This window comes from Chryseobacterium ginsengisoli (genome assembly GCF_039542325.1).
In the GTDB taxonomy this organism is placed as follows: domain Bacteria; phylum Bacteroidota; class Bacteroidia; order Flavobacteriales; family Weeksellaceae; genus Chryseobacterium; species Chryseobacterium ginsengisoli.
This window is the reverse complement of sequence record NZ_BAABHX010000001.1, coordinates 768,008-784,084: the sequence shown is the minus strand read 5'-3', so window position 1 is coordinate 784,084 and position 16,077 is coordinate 768,008. Positions and strand designations below refer to the sequence as shown.

At 34.3% G+C, this 16,077-nt stretch carries 15 protein-coding genes; 1 reads left to right on the top strand and 14 read right to left on the bottom strand.

Annotation, left to right across the window (positions count from 1 at the left end; translation table 11 throughout):
• Positions 1-2: 2 nt before the first annotated feature.
• Positions 3-929 (top strand): malate dehydrogenase, encoded by a 927-nt coding sequence (locus ABD940_RS03690; protein ID WP_345200389.1) that lies wholly within the window; start codon positions 3-5, stop codon positions 927-929.
• A gap of 83 nt (positions 930-1,012) precedes the next feature.
• On the opposite strand, the gene ABD940_RS03685 is transcribed toward ABD940_RS03690, so the two are convergent.
• From ABD940_RS03685 to ABD940_RS03620, 14 genes are all read right to left on the bottom strand, one after another.
• The gene (locus ABD940_RS03685; RefSeq protein WP_345200388.1) at positions 1,013-1,351 is read right to left on the bottom strand and encodes a DUF4280 domain-containing protein; all 339 of its coding nucleotides are present in this window, start codon (positions 1,349-1,351) and stop codon (positions 1,013-1,015) included.
• Positions 1,352-1,423: 72 nt separating this feature from the next.
• Positions 1,424-2,089: a hypothetical protein gene (locus tag ABD940_RS03680; RefSeq protein WP_345200387.1), complete on the bottom strand. Its 666-nt coding sequence runs from the start codon at positions 2,087-2,089 to the stop codon at positions 1,424-1,426.
• A gap of 23 nt (positions 2,090-2,112) precedes the next feature.
• Positions 2,113-2,994, bottom strand: a complete 882-nt coding sequence (locus tag ABD940_RS03675) for a hypothetical protein (protein ID WP_345200386.1) — start codon at positions 2,992-2,994, stop codon at positions 2,113-2,115.
• The gene (locus ABD940_RS03670) at positions 2,991-6,413 is read right to left on the bottom strand and encodes a type VI secretion system Vgr family protein (protein ID WP_345200385.1); all 3,423 of its coding nucleotides are present in this window, start codon (positions 6,411-6,413) and stop codon (positions 2,991-2,993) included. Before ABD940_RS03670 ends, ABD940_RS03675 begins: the two co-directional genes overlap by 4 nt.
• A gap of 335 nt (positions 6,414-6,748) precedes the next feature.
• Positions 6,749-7,429 (bottom strand): hypothetical protein, encoded by a 681-nt coding sequence (locus ABD940_RS03665; RefSeq protein ID WP_345200383.1) that lies wholly within the window; start codon positions 7,427-7,429, stop codon positions 6,749-6,751.
• A 325-nt stretch (positions 7,430-7,754) separates the two neighbouring features.
• On the bottom strand, positions 7,755-8,510 hold the full coding sequence (locus tag ABD940_RS03660; protein WP_345200382.1) for an ATP-grasp domain-containing protein: 756 nt from the start codon (positions 8,508-8,510) through the stop codon (positions 7,755-7,757).
• A gap of 86 nt (positions 8,511-8,596) precedes the next feature.
• Positions 8,597-9,388 carry an SDR family NAD(P)-dependent oxidoreductase gene (locus ABD940_RS03655; protein ID WP_345200381.1) on the bottom strand — a complete coding sequence of 264 codons (792 nt, stop codon included), beginning with the start codon at positions 9,386-9,388 and terminating at the stop codon, positions 8,597-8,599.
• Positions 9,389-9,438: 50 nt separating this feature from the next.
• A complete protein-coding gene (locus ABD940_RS03650) occupies positions 9,439-10,020 on the bottom strand; it encodes a TetR/AcrR family transcriptional regulator (protein WP_345200379.1) in 582 nt (193 codons plus the stop codon).
• Positions 10,021-10,096: 76 nt separating this feature from the next.
• Positions 10,097-11,017 carry a helix-turn-helix domain-containing protein gene (locus ABD940_RS03645; RefSeq protein ID WP_345200378.1) on the bottom strand — a complete coding sequence of 307 codons (921 nt, stop codon included), beginning with the start codon at positions 11,015-11,017 and terminating at the stop codon, positions 10,097-10,099.
• Between the two features lie 72 nt (positions 11,018-11,089).
• On the bottom strand, positions 11,090-11,992 hold the full coding sequence (locus ABD940_RS03640; RefSeq protein WP_345200376.1) for an NmrA family NAD(P)-binding protein: 903 nt from the start codon (positions 11,990-11,992) through the stop codon (positions 11,090-11,092).
• 146 nt (positions 11,993-12,138) lie between these two features.
• On the bottom strand, positions 12,139-12,975 hold the full coding sequence (locus tag ABD940_RS03635; protein WP_345200375.1) for a hypothetical protein: 837 nt from the start codon (positions 12,973-12,975) through the stop codon (positions 12,139-12,141).
• Positions 12,976-13,097: 122 nt separating this feature from the next.
• Entirely contained in the window at positions 13,098-13,892 is a 795-nt protein-coding gene (locus ABD940_RS03630; RefSeq protein ID WP_345200374.1) for a helix-turn-helix transcriptional regulator, read from the bottom strand.
• A 236-nt stretch (positions 13,893-14,128) separates the two neighbouring features.
• Positions 14,129-15,106 carry an SDR family oxidoreductase gene (locus ABD940_RS03625; protein ID WP_345200373.1) on the bottom strand — a complete coding sequence of 326 codons (978 nt, stop codon included), beginning with the start codon at positions 15,104-15,106 and terminating at the stop codon, positions 14,129-14,131.
• A gap of 195 nt (positions 15,107-15,301) precedes the next feature.
• Positions 15,302-16,039: an SDR family oxidoreductase gene (locus ABD940_RS03620; RefSeq protein ID WP_345200372.1), complete on the bottom strand. Its 738-nt coding sequence runs from the start codon at positions 16,037-16,039 to the stop codon at positions 15,302-15,304.
• Between the last annotated feature and the right edge of the window lie 38 nt (positions 16,040-16,077).

Genomic DNA, 16,077 nt, shown 5'->3' with positions numbered 1-16,077 from the left:
AAATGAAAGTAACCGTAGTAGGTGCAGGTGCTGTAGGAGCAAGTTGTGCAGAATACATCGCAATGAAAAACTTCTGTTCAGAAGTAGTTTTAGTAGACATTAAAGAAGGTTTCGCAGAAGGTAAAGCGATGGATTTGATGCAGACAGCATCATTAAACGGATTCGATACAAAAATTACCGGAACAACAGGAGATTACAGCAAAACTGCAGGTTCTCATGTAGCGGTTATCACTTCAGGTATTCCAAGAAAACCGGGAATGACGAGAGAAGAATTGATCGGGATCAACGCTGGAATCGTAAAAGAAGTTACTGAAAACTTAGTAAAACATTCTCCTGAAGTTATTATCATCGTGGTTTCTAATCCAATGGATACAATGGCTTATTTGGTACACAAAACTTCAGGTCTTCCTAAGCACAAGATCATCGGAATGGGTGGCGCTTTAGATTCTGCAAGATTCCAATACAGATTGGCTGAAGCTTTAGAAGCTCCAATTTCTGACGTAAACGGAATGGTAATCGCAGCTCACAGTGATACGGGTATGCTTCCTCTATTGAGCAAAGCGACAAGAAACGGTGTTCCTGTAACTGAATTCCTTGACGAAGAAAAACAAAAATATGTAATCGAAGAAACTAAAGTAGGAGGAGCAACTCTTACTAAATTATTAGGAACTTCTGCTTGGTATGCTCCAGGTGCAGCTGTTTCTGTAATGGTTCAGGCGATTGCTTGTGATCAAAAGAAAATGATCCCTTGTTCTCTAATGCTTGAAGGTGAATACGGACAAAACGATATCTGCCTAGGTGTTCCTGCAATTATCGGAAAAAATGGGGTAGAAAGCATTGTAAACGTAACGCTTACTGCTGAAGAGCAATTGAAATTCGCTGAAGCTGCTAATGCAGTGAGAGAGGTGAATGGAGATTTGAAGTTTTAATTGTATTAAACTTAATATAAAGAAACCGCGCCCGAAGGGCGCGGTTTTTTAGTTTCATTGAAACAATCAGAATGAAGTTTTTATTATTCTATTTCGTGCTTTTCTCCATGTCCTTTGTGCTGTACAGTAATTTTACCGCCTACGGTACACTGGCAAGTGCTTTCTTCCGTTAATATTTTATAATCGTTTAAGGTGTCTTTTTCTGTGGTTTTATCCCACTTTGTAATGGCGGGGCTGCATGTACTTCTGGTAACCGTACAGACTCCGAAATTTGGAATATTAGTTTCTGCCTGTTTATCCTGTTCTGTTGCAATGAGCTTATTTTCTGTCTTACTGAAAGTCTGGCTTGTTACTTTTAGTTGTGATGGTTTTGCTCCTTTATCACAGAGTAATATTGCTTTTTCGGTGAGTTTTTGTGGCATTGTTTTAAAATTTTCAGATTATCCACGGAAATCTTTTGGTGTATTACACATCCTATAAATATTTTAATAATTTTACTGAGATTTTATAAGGTTTTTGTACCAAAATTCCCATTGTTTTTTACTCCAGTCGATATTTGTTTCCGGAAATAGTATATTGACGTAATACAATCGTTTTTTTGCTAAATCGCACATTTTTTCTTTGCGATAACTGTTGAATGTATATCCTCCTGTTGTAGTTTCTGCACATATTTTATCTCCAACAATAATCTTTCTTTTGCTGTCAAGCATTTCTATCCATTCTTTTGTATTTTGCATATTCAGATAATTATTTATATCCGTTATATATATGGTGTCTTTTAAGGATGGATTTATCACTATCTTTCTAAAAAAGTTTTTTGAATTTGTTGCTGCCGAATAATAGAGACTATCTGATAGTTTGAGAACACCTTCGTCAATACCTTTTTCCAAGTCATCATACTCTTCCCCATTCATAGGAATGTACGCGATGGTTTTCTTTTTTAATTTTTCTGTGTCTTCTTTGCTGACATCAATATAATAACCATATTCTGGGAGCATTAAATTTCCGTTGCAGCGTATGAATAATAATCTACGAATAGAATCAGAAACATCAAAAATATTATTTTCTGTATTTAGAGTGGCTTTTATATTGAATATTTTCTGTGAAGATAAAGACGTAAAGATTACAACAAAAATTAGAATAAAAATTTTAGAATTCATTTTGTTATTTTTAAGTAATTAATTTAGCCCCAAAACCCTTTCTTCTTAGGCTTCACCTCATTTTCATCCGCAAGAAAGCTCTTTTTGTTTTCTGTTTTCGGAGTTTCAGTTGGTTTTACCAAATCTGCACGACCTGTTTTACGGAGATGCTCGTTGTATTGTTCCTGCTCGAAGATTTTCCATTCGGCTTGTGTATAGTCTTTACCTTGGTAGGTTTTGTAGACTCCCGATGTCTTTTTTTCTTTTTCTCCTTTTCTTGGAACTGGAGTTTTGGATTTAGGTAAATCTCCCCATGTCCATCCATCTTCATACATAATCTTTCCTGTTTCTCCATCTATATAAATTTCTTTAAAACGTGCATCATTTCCTTCGTCAAGAGGTAAATGTCGAAAAATGACAACGTAGCAATGTTTTTTATAATCTTCTTCGTATCGTCTTTCTACACTGTTTTTATTAGGTTCTGATACTATCGTTAAGTCTACTCCGTATTCTGCCTTTATTAATTTGCACAAATCTTCTACTTTGAAAAGATAGTTTTTATCCCAATTGGTTTCTTTTATCAGTTTACCGCTTTCGTCGTATTCTTTCCAAATACCATAAACAAAATTATTAAATCTTTGTCCTGTTCCTTTAATAGATTTTGTTTTTTCATAAAATGCTTTAATTAGAGTTATCGGAGTACCCTTTTTATGGATATTTTGAATAAAATCAATATTATTACTTCCTTTAAACTGTTGTACAAAATCTCCTTGATTATTAATGTAATTCCTTTTATTAAATTCTTCTATAGTAATATATTCCATCGTATCCTTTATTGAATTGTTAGATTTAAGTGTATCATTTTGTTGCCCTTTGCAATTTATCATACTTAATGATAAAATAGTAATAATTATTAATTGTTTCATCTTGCATTCTTTTTTAGTAGCTTCCATTGCCAGTGCCATGTATATTTCCGTAATATGCCATTGTAACTCATAATATTATAAGTAGCCAATGTAGGTGCGATATGGGCGTGGTGATAGATTAATTTTTTATCTCTCGGTATTGTTTCAGGAAAAGCATAGAAATTATAAGCTACATATGTAGTGCCATTGTACATCCATTGGCTGTTATCGGTACCTACATAGATGCAACCTCTGTTATTAGGATAATTAAATCCAGTAGAGTTAGTAGGAGTAGTATTATTAAGCCATACTATTGAGGCATCTTGATGAGTATGCCATAGTCCCAAGCAATGCGATCCCTCGTGTGGCATGGTCATCGGATTCCGTGTCTTTACTAATATTAGGCTTTTCTTTCCTATATCTTCTGCTACGCCTACAAAACTACCAGCGCCTTCTGCATCAAAAGAAAAAACAAGCAGGTCATTGGCATAAGCGTTGTGGGTTTGCGCATTAAACAAGGTCTTCAATGCAGAATGAGCATTGGCTTTTATTTTATCATCAATGCTAATATAGGTAGAGCCTATCGCAACCCCTGCGCTGTTATATCGTTGCTGGAATGCAGCATTCGCGGAAACATCTAATTCTAAAGGATTTCCAGCACTATCATTCTCAATAAACGTGGCGTGAATTAACGATTGGTGCAGCATGTTTACCATATTATTTTTTTCTCCTGCAAAGAGTCCTGAATCAAATATTCCTGTTGTTTCGCCGTTCACAACATTAAAAATATTCGTTTTCACGCCTACCAACACCACCTTCAGCTCTTTTGTGTTTTTCACGGTAGGTTTCCCATTAGAGGCGACCGTATTTTTATTAGGTTCTAACACAATTCTGCCCGCTACTTTACGCAAGGTAAGCTGTTCGGCAGGGGTTTTTAGAAGAGAATCCTTAGGATAGGCATAAACGGTAATCTCTTGCCTTGTAGAAAATTCTTTGATGCACTTTATTTTTATAGTTGTACCTGTGTCGTGTTTGGTGGCAATTGCTTTATCGGCTATTAGTACAGGATTGGCATCGGTTCCATCATTACCATTTATGGTAAAATAATCTTTGCTAAAAACAATACGTATCTGGTCTGGTTCTTCTGTTTCTACGTCTACCAAAACTCTCAATTCCATTTCACAAGGGGGCTTAGGAGACGTACTACAAGCAATGTTTACTGCTTCTGGATATAAATTGAGCCAAGGAACGTAGTATTTTTTCAGGTTTGGATTACTGGCTCTGTTTATAGGGATTTGCAAATATTCTTTTTCCAATGCTTTAAATGCTTCAGCCTTACTATCAAATTCGGTATTGGTATCCCTTCCATTGGGAGCTTCATAGCCACTTTCCAAGCAATCATAGTAAGGAGTTTCCTGTCCTGTGATATTATCATCAATTCTTAGCCAATCATACCCAACTTCCCCATTCCAACTGGTTAAAGGTCTGAATTCTACCAGTGTATTTGTTATTTTATCTGCTGGTTTTTTCTTTTGAGGAGTAGGCTTATTAGTAAAGCTATTCCCAGTAGCACCGTGCATTTCTGCTACTTCCATACTGTTTATCGTTGTGAGTTTATCCGAATGTACCAACATTTTTTCTGTTCCATGTGTCGTAACTTCTTCGGCTTCTATATGAATGGTTTCTTTGGAATTGATGAGAGCCTTACCGCTAAATAAATTCATAAATCCACTAATTACCTGTTTCATAAAAGGAGCAAATACGAAGAACTGAGACATGATATTTAAAATCATGTTGTTAGAAACATTTGCTTCCACATTATTAAAAGCATTAATTTCTATGTTTGTTGCATTGATAATTAATTTTTGAGGCACGTTTAATGTAGCATTTCCTTGTCCATCAAAATGAAGGAAATTTCCATCGGGAGTACTTTGTTTCCAGCTTCCTTCTGCATCATTGCTGAGGTTTTCGATTCCGCTTCTTGTTCTAATAACTTTTATATCATTTCCTGCCGTATGATAACCGCTGGTTTCTTTTCCATTATAATGCGTTCCCATCACAAAAGGCTTCTCTGCATTTCCAGATTCATGACCGACTAAAACTTCTTCTCCGATCTCGGGAATAAAATGAAAACCTTTTCCTGCTCCGGAGTGGGGTTGTATCAACCTGATCCATGGCGTTGTCTGGTTTTTCTCCTCCTGCCACGGGAACTGTACTTTTACTCTTCCCATTCCCATCGGATCGTTGTTGTCTATTACTCTCGCGGGTTGCTCTTCACCTTTAGGTACAGCTTCAATGTCTATATAAGATGCTGCATTGAAAAGATCAGGAATTCCTACAAATTCATTATAATAATCTTCACCATCATAGTGATGCGTGATCTCGATAATTCGGTAAGTTTCCATTGCTTTCCTGTTGATGTCCGAAAGTTCAGCTCTTCCTCCGATCTTTAATTCAGGGTCTTTGCTTTTTCCTCTTACCTGCATCAGGTTTTCTCTTCTTTCTTTTTCCAGACGAACAGCTTCTGAAAGCTGTGCTTCAGAATTATTATTGATTCCGGTATGGTTGAAGTGCATTTTTGGTTTCTTCCTGAATATCTTTCCGGCAGAATTCACTGCAATACTCTGAAACGGACTTTCTTTAAATTCTGATTTTATACTGCCGCTGTCTTTTTCTATTTTAGTTCCGCTTTGAGCATCGTAACTTACAAAAGTGAAATCCTGAGCCTGCATCTGCATTTCAAATTCTACATCGATGAGGTCTACATTTTCTCCCAGCTTGATGATGGGCTGGACACTGTTTCCAAATATTAACTTTTCTCCGTTGTAATAGAAAAATTCTCCGTGACGAATCGCCAGTCTTTTGATGAACTGATAATCGGATTCTTTATACTGAACGGTGTAGGGAAGGGGTTTTCTGTTGTAGTCGTTCAAATAGTTAGATGAAATTTCTACCTTGGCTTCCTTTGGATATTCTTCCGTAATTTCTTTTACGATCTGTTCCAGTGTTTTATCTTCAAAGCTTTGGCAGTCTTTTCCGCTTTCCAGTAAAATGCTTGGTGCATATCCTGTAATATATAGCTCTCCATATCCACCGCCTTCATCTTTTTTGTTGCGTATTTTCCCGATAATGCCTCTGAAATAATGACGGGGTTTACCGAAGCGCCAATAGGTGATCCCGATTTCCTGACCGAGAAGTTTTTTAGAATTTTCCATTACAAAACCCTGAAAACTGTCCAGCGCATCATCAGGAACAGTAATACAGAAAGTATCATGATCTGCTGTTTTTTGAACAAGTTTTACTTCGTAGCTGTTTTTCCGGATAAAATCTTTGCCGTCTAAAGTCAACAGGCAATACACTAAGGGATTGGTGGGGTCATGAAGCCAGTCTTCAAATCTACGTGAAGTAACGTAGACGGATTCGAAATTTTCGTTTTCCATAATTTGATGTGTTTGTGTCAAATATAATTATTTATTTCATTGGTTGTTGTTTTATCACATCAATTTCTGAAATAAAAAAAAGGATGTGAATTGACTGTCATCCTTCGTTCAGGCTACTCGAATAACCTACTAAAGAAATGCAGCAAAACACACCCAGTCGGGTGCATCTTGCAGTTTTTTTTCTTTAGTATTTGATATTTCGAGTATTTGAACGAAGAAAATGAACTGCTAAACGCAATATGTCGTAATGTAATTTTTTATTTTATCTTATATCAGTTTGTTTGTTGTATGAGTTGCAAATGTAAAGATTGTTTTCTTAAACTTCAATGTGAACCTTAAGAATTTGTACCTTCTTTTTCTGCTGAATTTTTTATTTTACCTACATGAAGTTTCGCAAGCATCTTTCTGATAATATATTCGTCTGCTTTTTGTTCGCCTTCGAAGATAAGTTTGCCGTCTTCACATATCTCGGAAATATATTTATATAAACTTTCGTACAGTTCCTTATGAATGCCGACAATACTCGTCACTTTTTTCATAAGCTGTGTCTGCTCGTCTGCTTTTGCAGCAATGACAAGCTGAAAATTCTGCAGATCCTGAGATAAGGTACTTTTCATACCTTTTTCCTGTAGGACTACTGTATTGGCATTCACTAAAGAAATAAGATCCAGAAGTTTATTACCAACACCTTCAAAATTGCGGTTTTTAATATCCTTTAGAATTTCTGTAGTGATTCTTGTAGGGATATCTGCTCTTTCAATACGGATTCTAAGGCTTTTAAGTGGTTTTTTAAGCTCTTCACCAAGCAAATACAGATTTTGGGTAGCCTGTTTCTGCTGTACCAAAGTTGTACTGCTTGCTTCTTTTTGCTCTATTTCGGTAATTTTTGCCTGAAAAGCATCTTTATATGCCTGTGTGTAATTGTGATCTTCTTCCGTAAAATATATCAGATCTCTGCTGAAGCTTGCCATAAGATCTTTGGCAAGCGGAAGGTATTCTTCCTGTTTTATATACATATTAATTGATTTATAGTTAACACAAACTTAATAATTATTTTTCAATAAAAACAATATATAGTTGTGCATATAATTCAGAAATATGCAGATTGAAAATACTGCACACAGAGGCTGATTACCTTTCCCATGCAATACAACCGTTTTGCCTGTGTGATCAATGTCTTTTAACAGTAAGTTGAAAGTGGTGCGCAGTTAATTAAAGAGTTCTGCATACATAAGAAAAAACTATTTATATAGATGTTGATAAAGATTATTCTATAAATAAATGTTTATTACACCCATGTAAATTGTGTTTCCTATATATTACCGTTGAGGAAAACCGTAATCACAAATTTAAATTACTTTTTCTTAAAATTTCCTTCCATCTATTCACAATCAGATCCGTATAAATTTCCTTATCCAAACCATATGAACCCAATGCAAAACCATCATTCCATTCTACGAGAGCGGTTTCTCCATTTTTTAGAATCCCGAAATCTATTCCGTAACCATCAGTTCTTTCTTTTGAATTTTCAAAATCCTGAATAGCGGTTTCGACGACTTTCATATCTAAAACTAAATTTTCATTCCCATTATAATTTTTGATGCCAACAATTTTAGATTGGTTAACAAAAACCCGAAATTCAGAAAGCCATTCAATAACAGATGAACAGGATAATTCTGTGTCTTTTGCTAATGCATCAAGTTTAAATAAATCATAATTCGACTGAATAACAAATCCTGTGAAAAGCTTAGTCTTTGATTTTGGCTTAACAAAAATATTCGGAGATTCTCCACTGTTTTCCTTCAATAATTTTCGGACAGTAGTTTCCCAAATATTTCTCTTTAAATATTTTTTTAAACTTTCGGGATAAGATGAGGTAAATGTATTGATGTCCAGTTTTTTGAAAACCTGAAGTATTGTTGTATGATCACCAATGACTAATGTTTCCATATCGAGCTGTAATTGATTTCGCTGTAAACGTTTAGAGGTAAATAACTCACATTCAATTCCTCTTGATTCCAAAACATCTTTTACATCCTTATGTTCAGGTTCGATTTTGCAGTTACCGTATTCGTGGATGTAAGCTTTGGTGATCATTTTTTGAATAGATTTTAAATAAAGATAAAATAAAAAAACGCACCAAAGTACGTTAAATATTATGTTTTGATTGAAATACAAATTACCTAAACTGTTTTCAAAACTCCTCCGTCAACCCTTAAACCGGATCCATTGGTCGCAACTGAAAGCGGGCTTGAAAGATAAACCGCAAGATTGGCAATTTCTTTAGGTTCAATAAATCTTTGCAGTAAAGAATCAGGATTGGTTTGTTGGACAATGGCAGCTTTCATTTGTTCAATATTTATATTCTGAGCTTTTGCGATCTGTTCGATCGTTTCAGCAACTCCATCGGAATAGGTTGGTCCGCCAAGAATCGTATTTACAGTCACTTCAGTTCCCTTTGTCAGCTTTGATAATCCATTGCTAATTGCTGTCATAGCTGCTTTTGTCATCCCATAATGAATCATGTTTCCCGGAATATTCACACCAGATTCACTGCTGATGAAAATAATTCTTCCCCAGTTTTTCTCCAGCATTTTTGGGAATAAATGTCTAGATAAACGGACAGAGCTCATTACATTGATCTCGAAAATTTGAAGCCATTCTTCATCAGAAATATTCTCAAAATCTTTTAATTCAAAAATTCCGATATTATTTATTAAAATATCAATATTATTCAATTGTTTCAAAAGTTCATCAACTTCATTTTTATCAGAAAAATCTGCTGCAATGCCTGAAATTTTTGCTTCCGGAAATTCCTGTTGCAATTGTAAAACTGCTTTTTCAGTTTTATCTTTTTGTCTTCCGTTGATAATAACTTCTGCGCCTTCTTCCAATAATTGCTTGGTGATAGCAAAACCGATTCCTTGTGTAGAACCGCTTATAAATGCTTTTTTTGAGGTTAGTTGTAAATTCATTTTAATTAAATTTTATTTTGTAATGATCGATACAAAAATGAAGAAAAAAATTAGCTGAGAACAGCCAATTGCATTTCTATTTGTTGAGAAAGGATTGTTTTGTCGGGATACATTCTTCTCAATGTATTCAGTCCGCACCAAAAGGTGATTAAATATTTTCCTAAAACTGACGGTTCGGTTAGATTCTTAATGTTGCCTTTTTCCTGAGCTTTACGGATTGCTTCTGTGTACATTTCTTCAACTTCTTTAAGGATCTGTGCAGCTTCATTTTCCAGTTCATCATCAATATATGTCATTTCTACAACAGTGTTTGCTATGATGCAACCTTTCAAATGAGAAGTTTCAGCTTCATTGGCAATACTTCTGAAAAAATCTTTAATCAAATCTATTGGAGATTCACTTTTTTCCAATTCATTTTTAAATTCAGCAAAAGCCTGTCTTCTTTGGTTAATAGCTTCCTTGAAAATCTGCTTCTTTCCGCCTTTAAAAGTATTATAAAAACTTCCGCTTCCTGCTCCTGTAATGGTTAAAAGGTCATTTAAAGAAGTTGCTGTATAACCTTTTTTCCAGAAAATATCCTGAGCTTTTTGGATCAGTTCCGAGTTTTCATGAATGTTGGGTCTTCCTCTCATTTTATTTTGTATTGATCGATACAAAAATATAAAAAATATCTTTACTGAATAAAATTCAACTTAATTTTTTTTGAAATTAATTAAACGACTGCCTGAATTCCAAAGGAGAAAAATTCGTTTTATTTTTAAATAATTTACTGAAAGATTGAGGATGCTCAAAGCCCAATTCATAAGCAATTTCACTGACGGATAATTGTGTTGTAGATAATTTTTCCTTCGCTTTTTCAATTAATTTTTCATGAATGTGCTGTTGTGTGCTTTGTCCGGTTAAAACTTTTAAAAGTCCCGTCAAATAAGTTGGGGAAACATTCAATTGATCGGCTACAAACTGTACGCTTGGTAATCCTTTTGTGATTAAATCTTCATGATTAAAATAATCAGCCAACAATTCTTCCAAAGAATTGAGGATTTTATGATTGGTAATTTTTCTGGTAATAAATTGTCGCTGATAAAAACGTTCCGAATAATTCAGCAGAGTTTCTATCTGTGAAATAATAATATTCTGACTGAATTTATCAATGTTTGAATGATATTCCTGCTGAATATTTTCGATGATCTGATGCAGCATTTTTTCCTCTTTTTCTGAAAGAAATAAAGCCTCATTTACAGAATAATCGAAAAATTCATAGTTTTTGATGTTTTTAGCTAAAGAAGTATTCCAGAGAAAATCGGGATGAATAAGCAGGATCCATCCCGTATGTTCTGCTTTTTGTTGAGTATTCGGATCAATGGTAACTCCAAAAACCTGTCCCGGAGCCATAAAAAACATGACTCCTTCGTCAAAATCATATTCCTGTTGCCCGTATTTCATTTTGGCATTGGAAGTTCTTTTAATTGAAATCGAATAAAAATCTAAAATCCAGCTAAGTTCATTCACTTCCGGATCATGCTGAATCGTACTGTAATCTACCACGCTGATCAGAGGATGTTCAGGCTTCGGAAGTTTACGAAATTCATGGAATTCGTTGATGGTTTTTATTCTGATGGGCTGTTTCATTTTATAAATTTACTTGATTTTGAAGTTTCCAAGTCTTGAATTTTTGTTTCTTTTTTTTCAAGACAAAAGAAATTATTCATTTTGATAAACTTTAGCAAAATCCTTCGCAAAATCTTTAACCTTAGTTTTTCCTAAAACCGGTCTGTTTTTGAAATAATCTTCGTATAAAACGGAACTTCGTCTTGCGATATTCATTTCAACATATCCTTTTGCTGTTTCAGGATTCATTCCAACTTTAATTAAGTTATCTAAGAGATCTTCATCTGAAATCGTGATCCATTTTAAATCAGATTTTTCTATAGCTTCTCCTAGAGTTTCTGCAATTTCATTTGGGGAAATTTCTTCACTTGCGATATAACGGATTTCTCTTCCGTTAAAAGGTTTCTCGATCTCTTCAGCAATAGCAGATGCGATATCAATAGTGGAAACCCAAGGTTCTCTGTCGTCTCCTCCATAATTTTGGATAATGGCATTTTGAGATTTAATGGTAGGAATAAATGCGAACATATTGTAATAAAATCCAACGGGACGCATAAATTTAATGGAAACATTTTCAGGAAGTTCATTCAAAACTTTTTCCGCTTCATGATGAAATTTCAAAATTCCATTTCCGCTTTCCATATGGGCTCCAATGCTGCTGAGGTGAATAATATTCTTCACTCCTGATCTTTCAATCGCTTCTTTATAATTTTTTGCGATTTGAATATTTGCCTGAATAAAATCAATATTATGATCAAAAAATACTCCTGCATTCAATGCTTCCATTGCATAAACTATATCTGCTCCCGTGAAAGTTTCAGTTAAGAAATCGACATCTTCCATTGTTCCGATTGCTGCTTTTGCACCTAAAGATTCTATTTCTGATATTCTTTCCGGACTGCTGCTAATCACTGTTACATCATGACCTTTTTCGATTAATTCTATTGTTAATGGTTTACTGATATTTCCTAAAGAACCTGTTACAATGATTTTCATTTTGTTTGATTTTTTATTGAAACAAAGTTCAGGATTGTTTCGAAGTTGTATGTAGCCGAATCTTCTTTTTGTGTAGCCGAAAAAAAATCCATCTTCAAATTAATGAAAATAGATTTTGTATTTGAGAATTAAAATCAATTTAAGCGTTAGTTTCCGAAAATTATTTGATTATTGACGTAATTAAATGTCCAATTCCTTGTAGAAGATTCCAAGACACTTCCATTAAAGTCATATGATTTACTTTCGTAAGATCTGTAATTATTATTAGAAAGTGATCTGTTAAAAATTTCCTCAAAAAGCATTAGCTTTTTAGTTGGATTAAGAGAGCTGTCGTAATTACTAAAAGTCTGTACTGTTCTGTAGTTTGTGATATTATCGACTGTCCAAGTTTGTGTTACAGCATCATAGTTTAATGGTCTTGCAACTATACTGTCAACATTTCCTGCAGAATTATAATAATATTTTGATTCGGAAACAGGAAATATTTTTTTTCTGAAAGATCTTACTAATCTGTCGTTACTATAAAAATAATTGATAGTATCATTGGCATTTGGATAATTTACATTTACCTCTACTCTTCTTATTATTTTACCATTTTCGGTTTTAAAAATAGTTTTTAAACGATCAGGGTAAATATTTGGATCTGTACTTTTTACAAATAGAGATATATCATTATTTTCATAAGTAATTTCTTCAGCATAAGTACCTGAAAATATGTAACCAAAGCCTGTAGATGCTGGAAGTGCTGCCATGCCACCAATGCGTTTAATTGGTCGGTTTTGGTTATCGTACTCAATTCTTATAATCCCATTTGTATTACTTAGTAAAATATTATTGGGATAGTGCATGTACATATAGTGATAACTTTCGAAATTCTGTACATTATTTTGAGGCTCACTTTCTAAAGTATCATCTGTTTGACAACTTATAATAAATAATGAACTAATAATCAAAAGAAGACTAATATGTTTATTTGGTTTCATGGTAATTTTCTACAAAAGTAAAAAATAAATTCTGTAATCAGGATTTAGAATCTATTAAAATTAAACCTAAAACCTTGTTACTTTTAACAAAAAAGATCAGAAAAAATCGCCCTCAAAAAATCTTAAACTTTCAACTTCCCAATCTCCGAAGGCGAAATTCCAAACTCCTTTTTAAAAACAAAAGAAAAGTGGGAGAGGTCTTCAAATCCCAAATCTATATAAATATCTGTCGGTTTTTTATGTTCTTTATCCAAAAGAAAATAAGCTTCATCAAGACGTTTTTTCATCAACCATTTTCCAGGGCTTGTATTGAAAATTGCCTTAAATTCTCTTTTAAAAGTTGATAAACTTCGACCTGTCATAAATGCAAAACGTTCTAAACTGATGTTGAATTTATAATTATGATTCATAAATAATTCCAAATCAATTTTATGCGGAACATTGAAATTGAAGAAAATATTTTTCAGATCAGGATTATTTTTAATTAAGATCATCAACAATTCTTCACGCTTGATATCGACAAAAGTATCATCCAATTGTTCAGATCCGTTATAATAAGGTTCTAAAGATTGAATAAAATTGTTGATCAGCTTGTCTTCTTTAATGAATAAAAAAGAATCATTGTTATCTGTCGGTTCAATCTTATAAGAATGGCGTTTCAAAAATTTCTTTAAAAATGCTTCATCAAAAGCGATAATGACCTTCTCGAAACCGCCGTCTTCCTTATATTTCGTGTAACGAACCAAATGATTTTTTCTTGCAATACAATAATCTCCTGGTTTCATCGAGTAATGCTTGTAACCATCATAAGAAACCATTGATCCTTTAAGCAAAAACAAAAAGAAATGTTCTGGAATAAACTGTTCCGGTGATATTTCGGGACCGAGATGACAGGATTGTATATTGTTGAATTTCATTTTATTCTTAATTAATTTCTTTTGCCTTGAAGCAAAAGAAACAAAAGTTCAAGACTTGGAAACTTTCGCTAAAAAATATTTTTGTTCTCTAAAAATCCCAAAACTCGTGCGAATTAAATATTGGTTCTTTGATTGAACATTTATGTCGCACTCAAACAGTGGGATTTTCTTTACGTTCGCAAAATTATTTTTCTTAACGCTCAATTTTCCTATGTCGTTTAAAATCAGATATAAATTTATAATTTTTTCATCAAACTATCCACACTTGCCAACAAAGCTTCTTCACGACTTTTTGGATTCCAGTTAAGGATTGTTTTTGCTTTTTCGTTGGACATTTCTTTATAGAATTCTTTGCCGATCGGTTCTAATTTCTGAATATTTTCCGTGTATTGCGGTCTTTCTTTTTTGAATAATTCGGCAACATCGTAAAAACTTATTACACCATTTGAGGTCGCAATAAAACGTTCTCCTGCAGCTTTCGGATTCAACATTGCTTTGATATGAATATCCGCAACATCTCTTACATCCACAACGCCCATCGTGAAAGTAGGAGTGTAGCTCAATGTTCCGTTCAGAATTCCCGAAACCGCAATATCCAATGAAGCCGAAGTAATTCCGCCAATTGAAGGTCCGAAAATCCCGACAGGATTGATTACCGACAATTCCAAGCCGTTGCCTTCTTTTTCGATGAATTCCCATGCCGATTTTTCAGCAACTGTTTTCGATTTGATGTATGCCGGAAGTTCCGCATTCACATCCGTCCAGTCTTCTTCTGTGAAAATATGGTCTTTAATATCTTTACTGTAACCAACTGCAGCGAAAGAAGAAGTCAAAATGACTCTTTTCACTCCCGCATCACGCGACGCTTTCAACACTCGCAAAGCTCCGTCTCTCGCCGGAATGATGAGCTCGTTTTCATCTTTCGGATCTTGCGTAGGGAAAGGTGATGCGACGTGAAGAACATAGTCACAATTTCTTACGGCTTCGTCCCAATTGTCATCGCTTGTAAGATCTACCTCAATGAATGAAAGGTGCGAAAAGTCTGTAATTCCGCCTTCTTCCAATGCTTTGATGATGCTGTCTTTTTTTGCCAGTGAACGAAGTGTTGTTTTCACTTTATATCCTTGCTGCAATAATTGAAGAATGGTATGAACTCCCAAAAATCCTGTTCCTCCTGTTACCAAAACTGTTTCTTTTGTCTGTACGTTTTTCATTTTTGTTTAAATTTTACAGTACAAAGTTGGGGATTATTTGGAGTTGGGATTTTGTTGTGGGGTTCAAGTTTTGTTTGTTGTGGAGGTCAGATATTCAGTTGATTTAATTTTTTTTTATCATAAAAAATCTCCCACGAAAAACCCGCGAGAGATAAAATATATGGAATCAATTCCAATCAGGAACGATGAAATTTTTTAATTATTGAAAGTTGCGAAAGCACCTTCTGTAGCGGCAAAGAAATTGTCATATAATAAGCCTGTATTTCCTACACGAATTTCATAAATGTCTTCTTGTAGCGCTTTTACAAGATCATTGGCAACATCTGAAGCTGGAATTCCGTTTTCTTTTCCGCCGATTTCTGCGGAAAAATCTGTTGCAACTAAGGGTGGCATTAATTCAAAAACTTTTACATTGGTATCTTTTGCCAGTTCGTATCTCAACAATTTTGTGTGAGAGTGAAGAGCAGCTTTTGAATCTGAATATGTCGGAAGATTTGCACCCGGAACAAATCCTACAATAGACGAAACATTCACGATGGCAGCTTCATTCTGTTGTTTCAAGAGAGGAAGAAATTTTTCTGAAAGTCTGATCGGCGCAAAATAATTGGTTGTGAATTCTGCGACAGCTTTACTGTAAGCATCTCCGTCATTCGCAATATTGTAAACATATGCGTTTCCTGCATTGTTGATCAGAATATTTAATCCTCCGAAAGTGGTTTTTACTTCTTCATACAATCTGTTGATATCGTTTTCATTCGTAATATCCGCCTGAATCGTGAATACATTTTCTAAACCTTTCGCCGCAGCATCCAATTTTTCTTTGTTTCTTCCAACGATGATGATTTTATTCGCAGGACTTAATGCTTTTGCAATTTCTAAACCGATTCCTGAACCTCCGCCAGTGATCAAAATTGTGTTGTTTGTTGTGTTCATAATAAATTGTTTTAGTTTTATTTATATTTAATTTAAAT

Excerpts from the sequence above, each read along its gene's own strand:
- ABD940_RS03690 (WP_345200389.1), top strand. The coding sequence starts at position 3 with ATGAAAGTAACCGTAGTAGGTGCAGGTGCTGTAGGAGCAAGTTGTGCA.
- ABD940_RS03685 (WP_345200388.1), bottom strand. The coding sequence starts at position 1,351 with ATGCCACAAAAACTCACCGAAAAAGCAATATTACTCTGTGATAAAGGA.
- ABD940_RS03680 (WP_345200387.1), bottom strand. The coding sequence starts at position 2,089 with ATGAATTCTAAAATTTTTATTCTAATTTTTGTTGTAATCTTTACGTCT.
- ABD940_RS03675 (WP_345200386.1), bottom strand. The coding sequence starts at position 2,994 with ATGAAACAATTAATAATTATTACTATTTTATCATTAAGTATGATAAAT.
- ABD940_RS03670 (WP_345200385.1), bottom strand. The coding sequence starts at position 6,413 with ATGGAAAACGAAAATTTCGAATCCGTCTACGTTACTTCACGTAGATTT.
- ABD940_RS03665 (WP_345200383.1), bottom strand. The coding sequence starts at position 7,429 with ATGTATATAAAACAGGAAGAATACCTTCCGCTTGCCAAAGATCTTATG.
- ABD940_RS03660 (WP_345200382.1), bottom strand. The coding sequence starts at position 8,510 with ATGATCACCAAAGCTTACATCCACGAATACGGTAACTGCAAAATCGAA.
- ABD940_RS03655 (WP_345200381.1), bottom strand. The coding sequence starts at position 9,388 with ATGAATTTACAACTAACCTCAAAAAAAGCATTTATAAGCGGTTCTACA.
- ABD940_RS03650 (WP_345200379.1), bottom strand. The coding sequence starts at position 10,020 with ATGAGAGGAAGACCCAACATTCATGAAAACTCGGAACTGATCCAAAAA.
- ABD940_RS03645 (WP_345200378.1), bottom strand. The coding sequence starts at position 11,017 with ATGAAACAGCCCATCAGAATAAAAACCATCAACGAATTCCATGAATTT.
- ABD940_RS03640 (WP_345200376.1), bottom strand. The coding sequence starts at position 11,992 with ATGAAAATCATTGTAACAGGTTCTTTAGGAAATATCAGTAAACCATTA.
- ABD940_RS03635 (WP_345200375.1), bottom strand. The coding sequence starts at position 12,975 with ATGAAACCAAATAAACATATTAGTCTTCTTTTGATTATTAGTTCATTA.
- ABD940_RS03630 (WP_345200374.1), bottom strand. The coding sequence starts at position 13,892 with ATGAAATTCAACAATATACAATCCTGTCATCTCGGTCCCGAAATATCA.
- ABD940_RS03625 (WP_345200373.1), bottom strand. The coding sequence starts at position 15,106 with ATGAAAAACGTACAGACAAAAGAAACAGTTTTGGTAACAGGAGGAACA.
- ABD940_RS03620 (WP_345200372.1), bottom strand. The coding sequence starts at position 16,039 with ATGAACACAACAAACAACACAATTTTGATCACTGGCGGAGGTTCAGGA.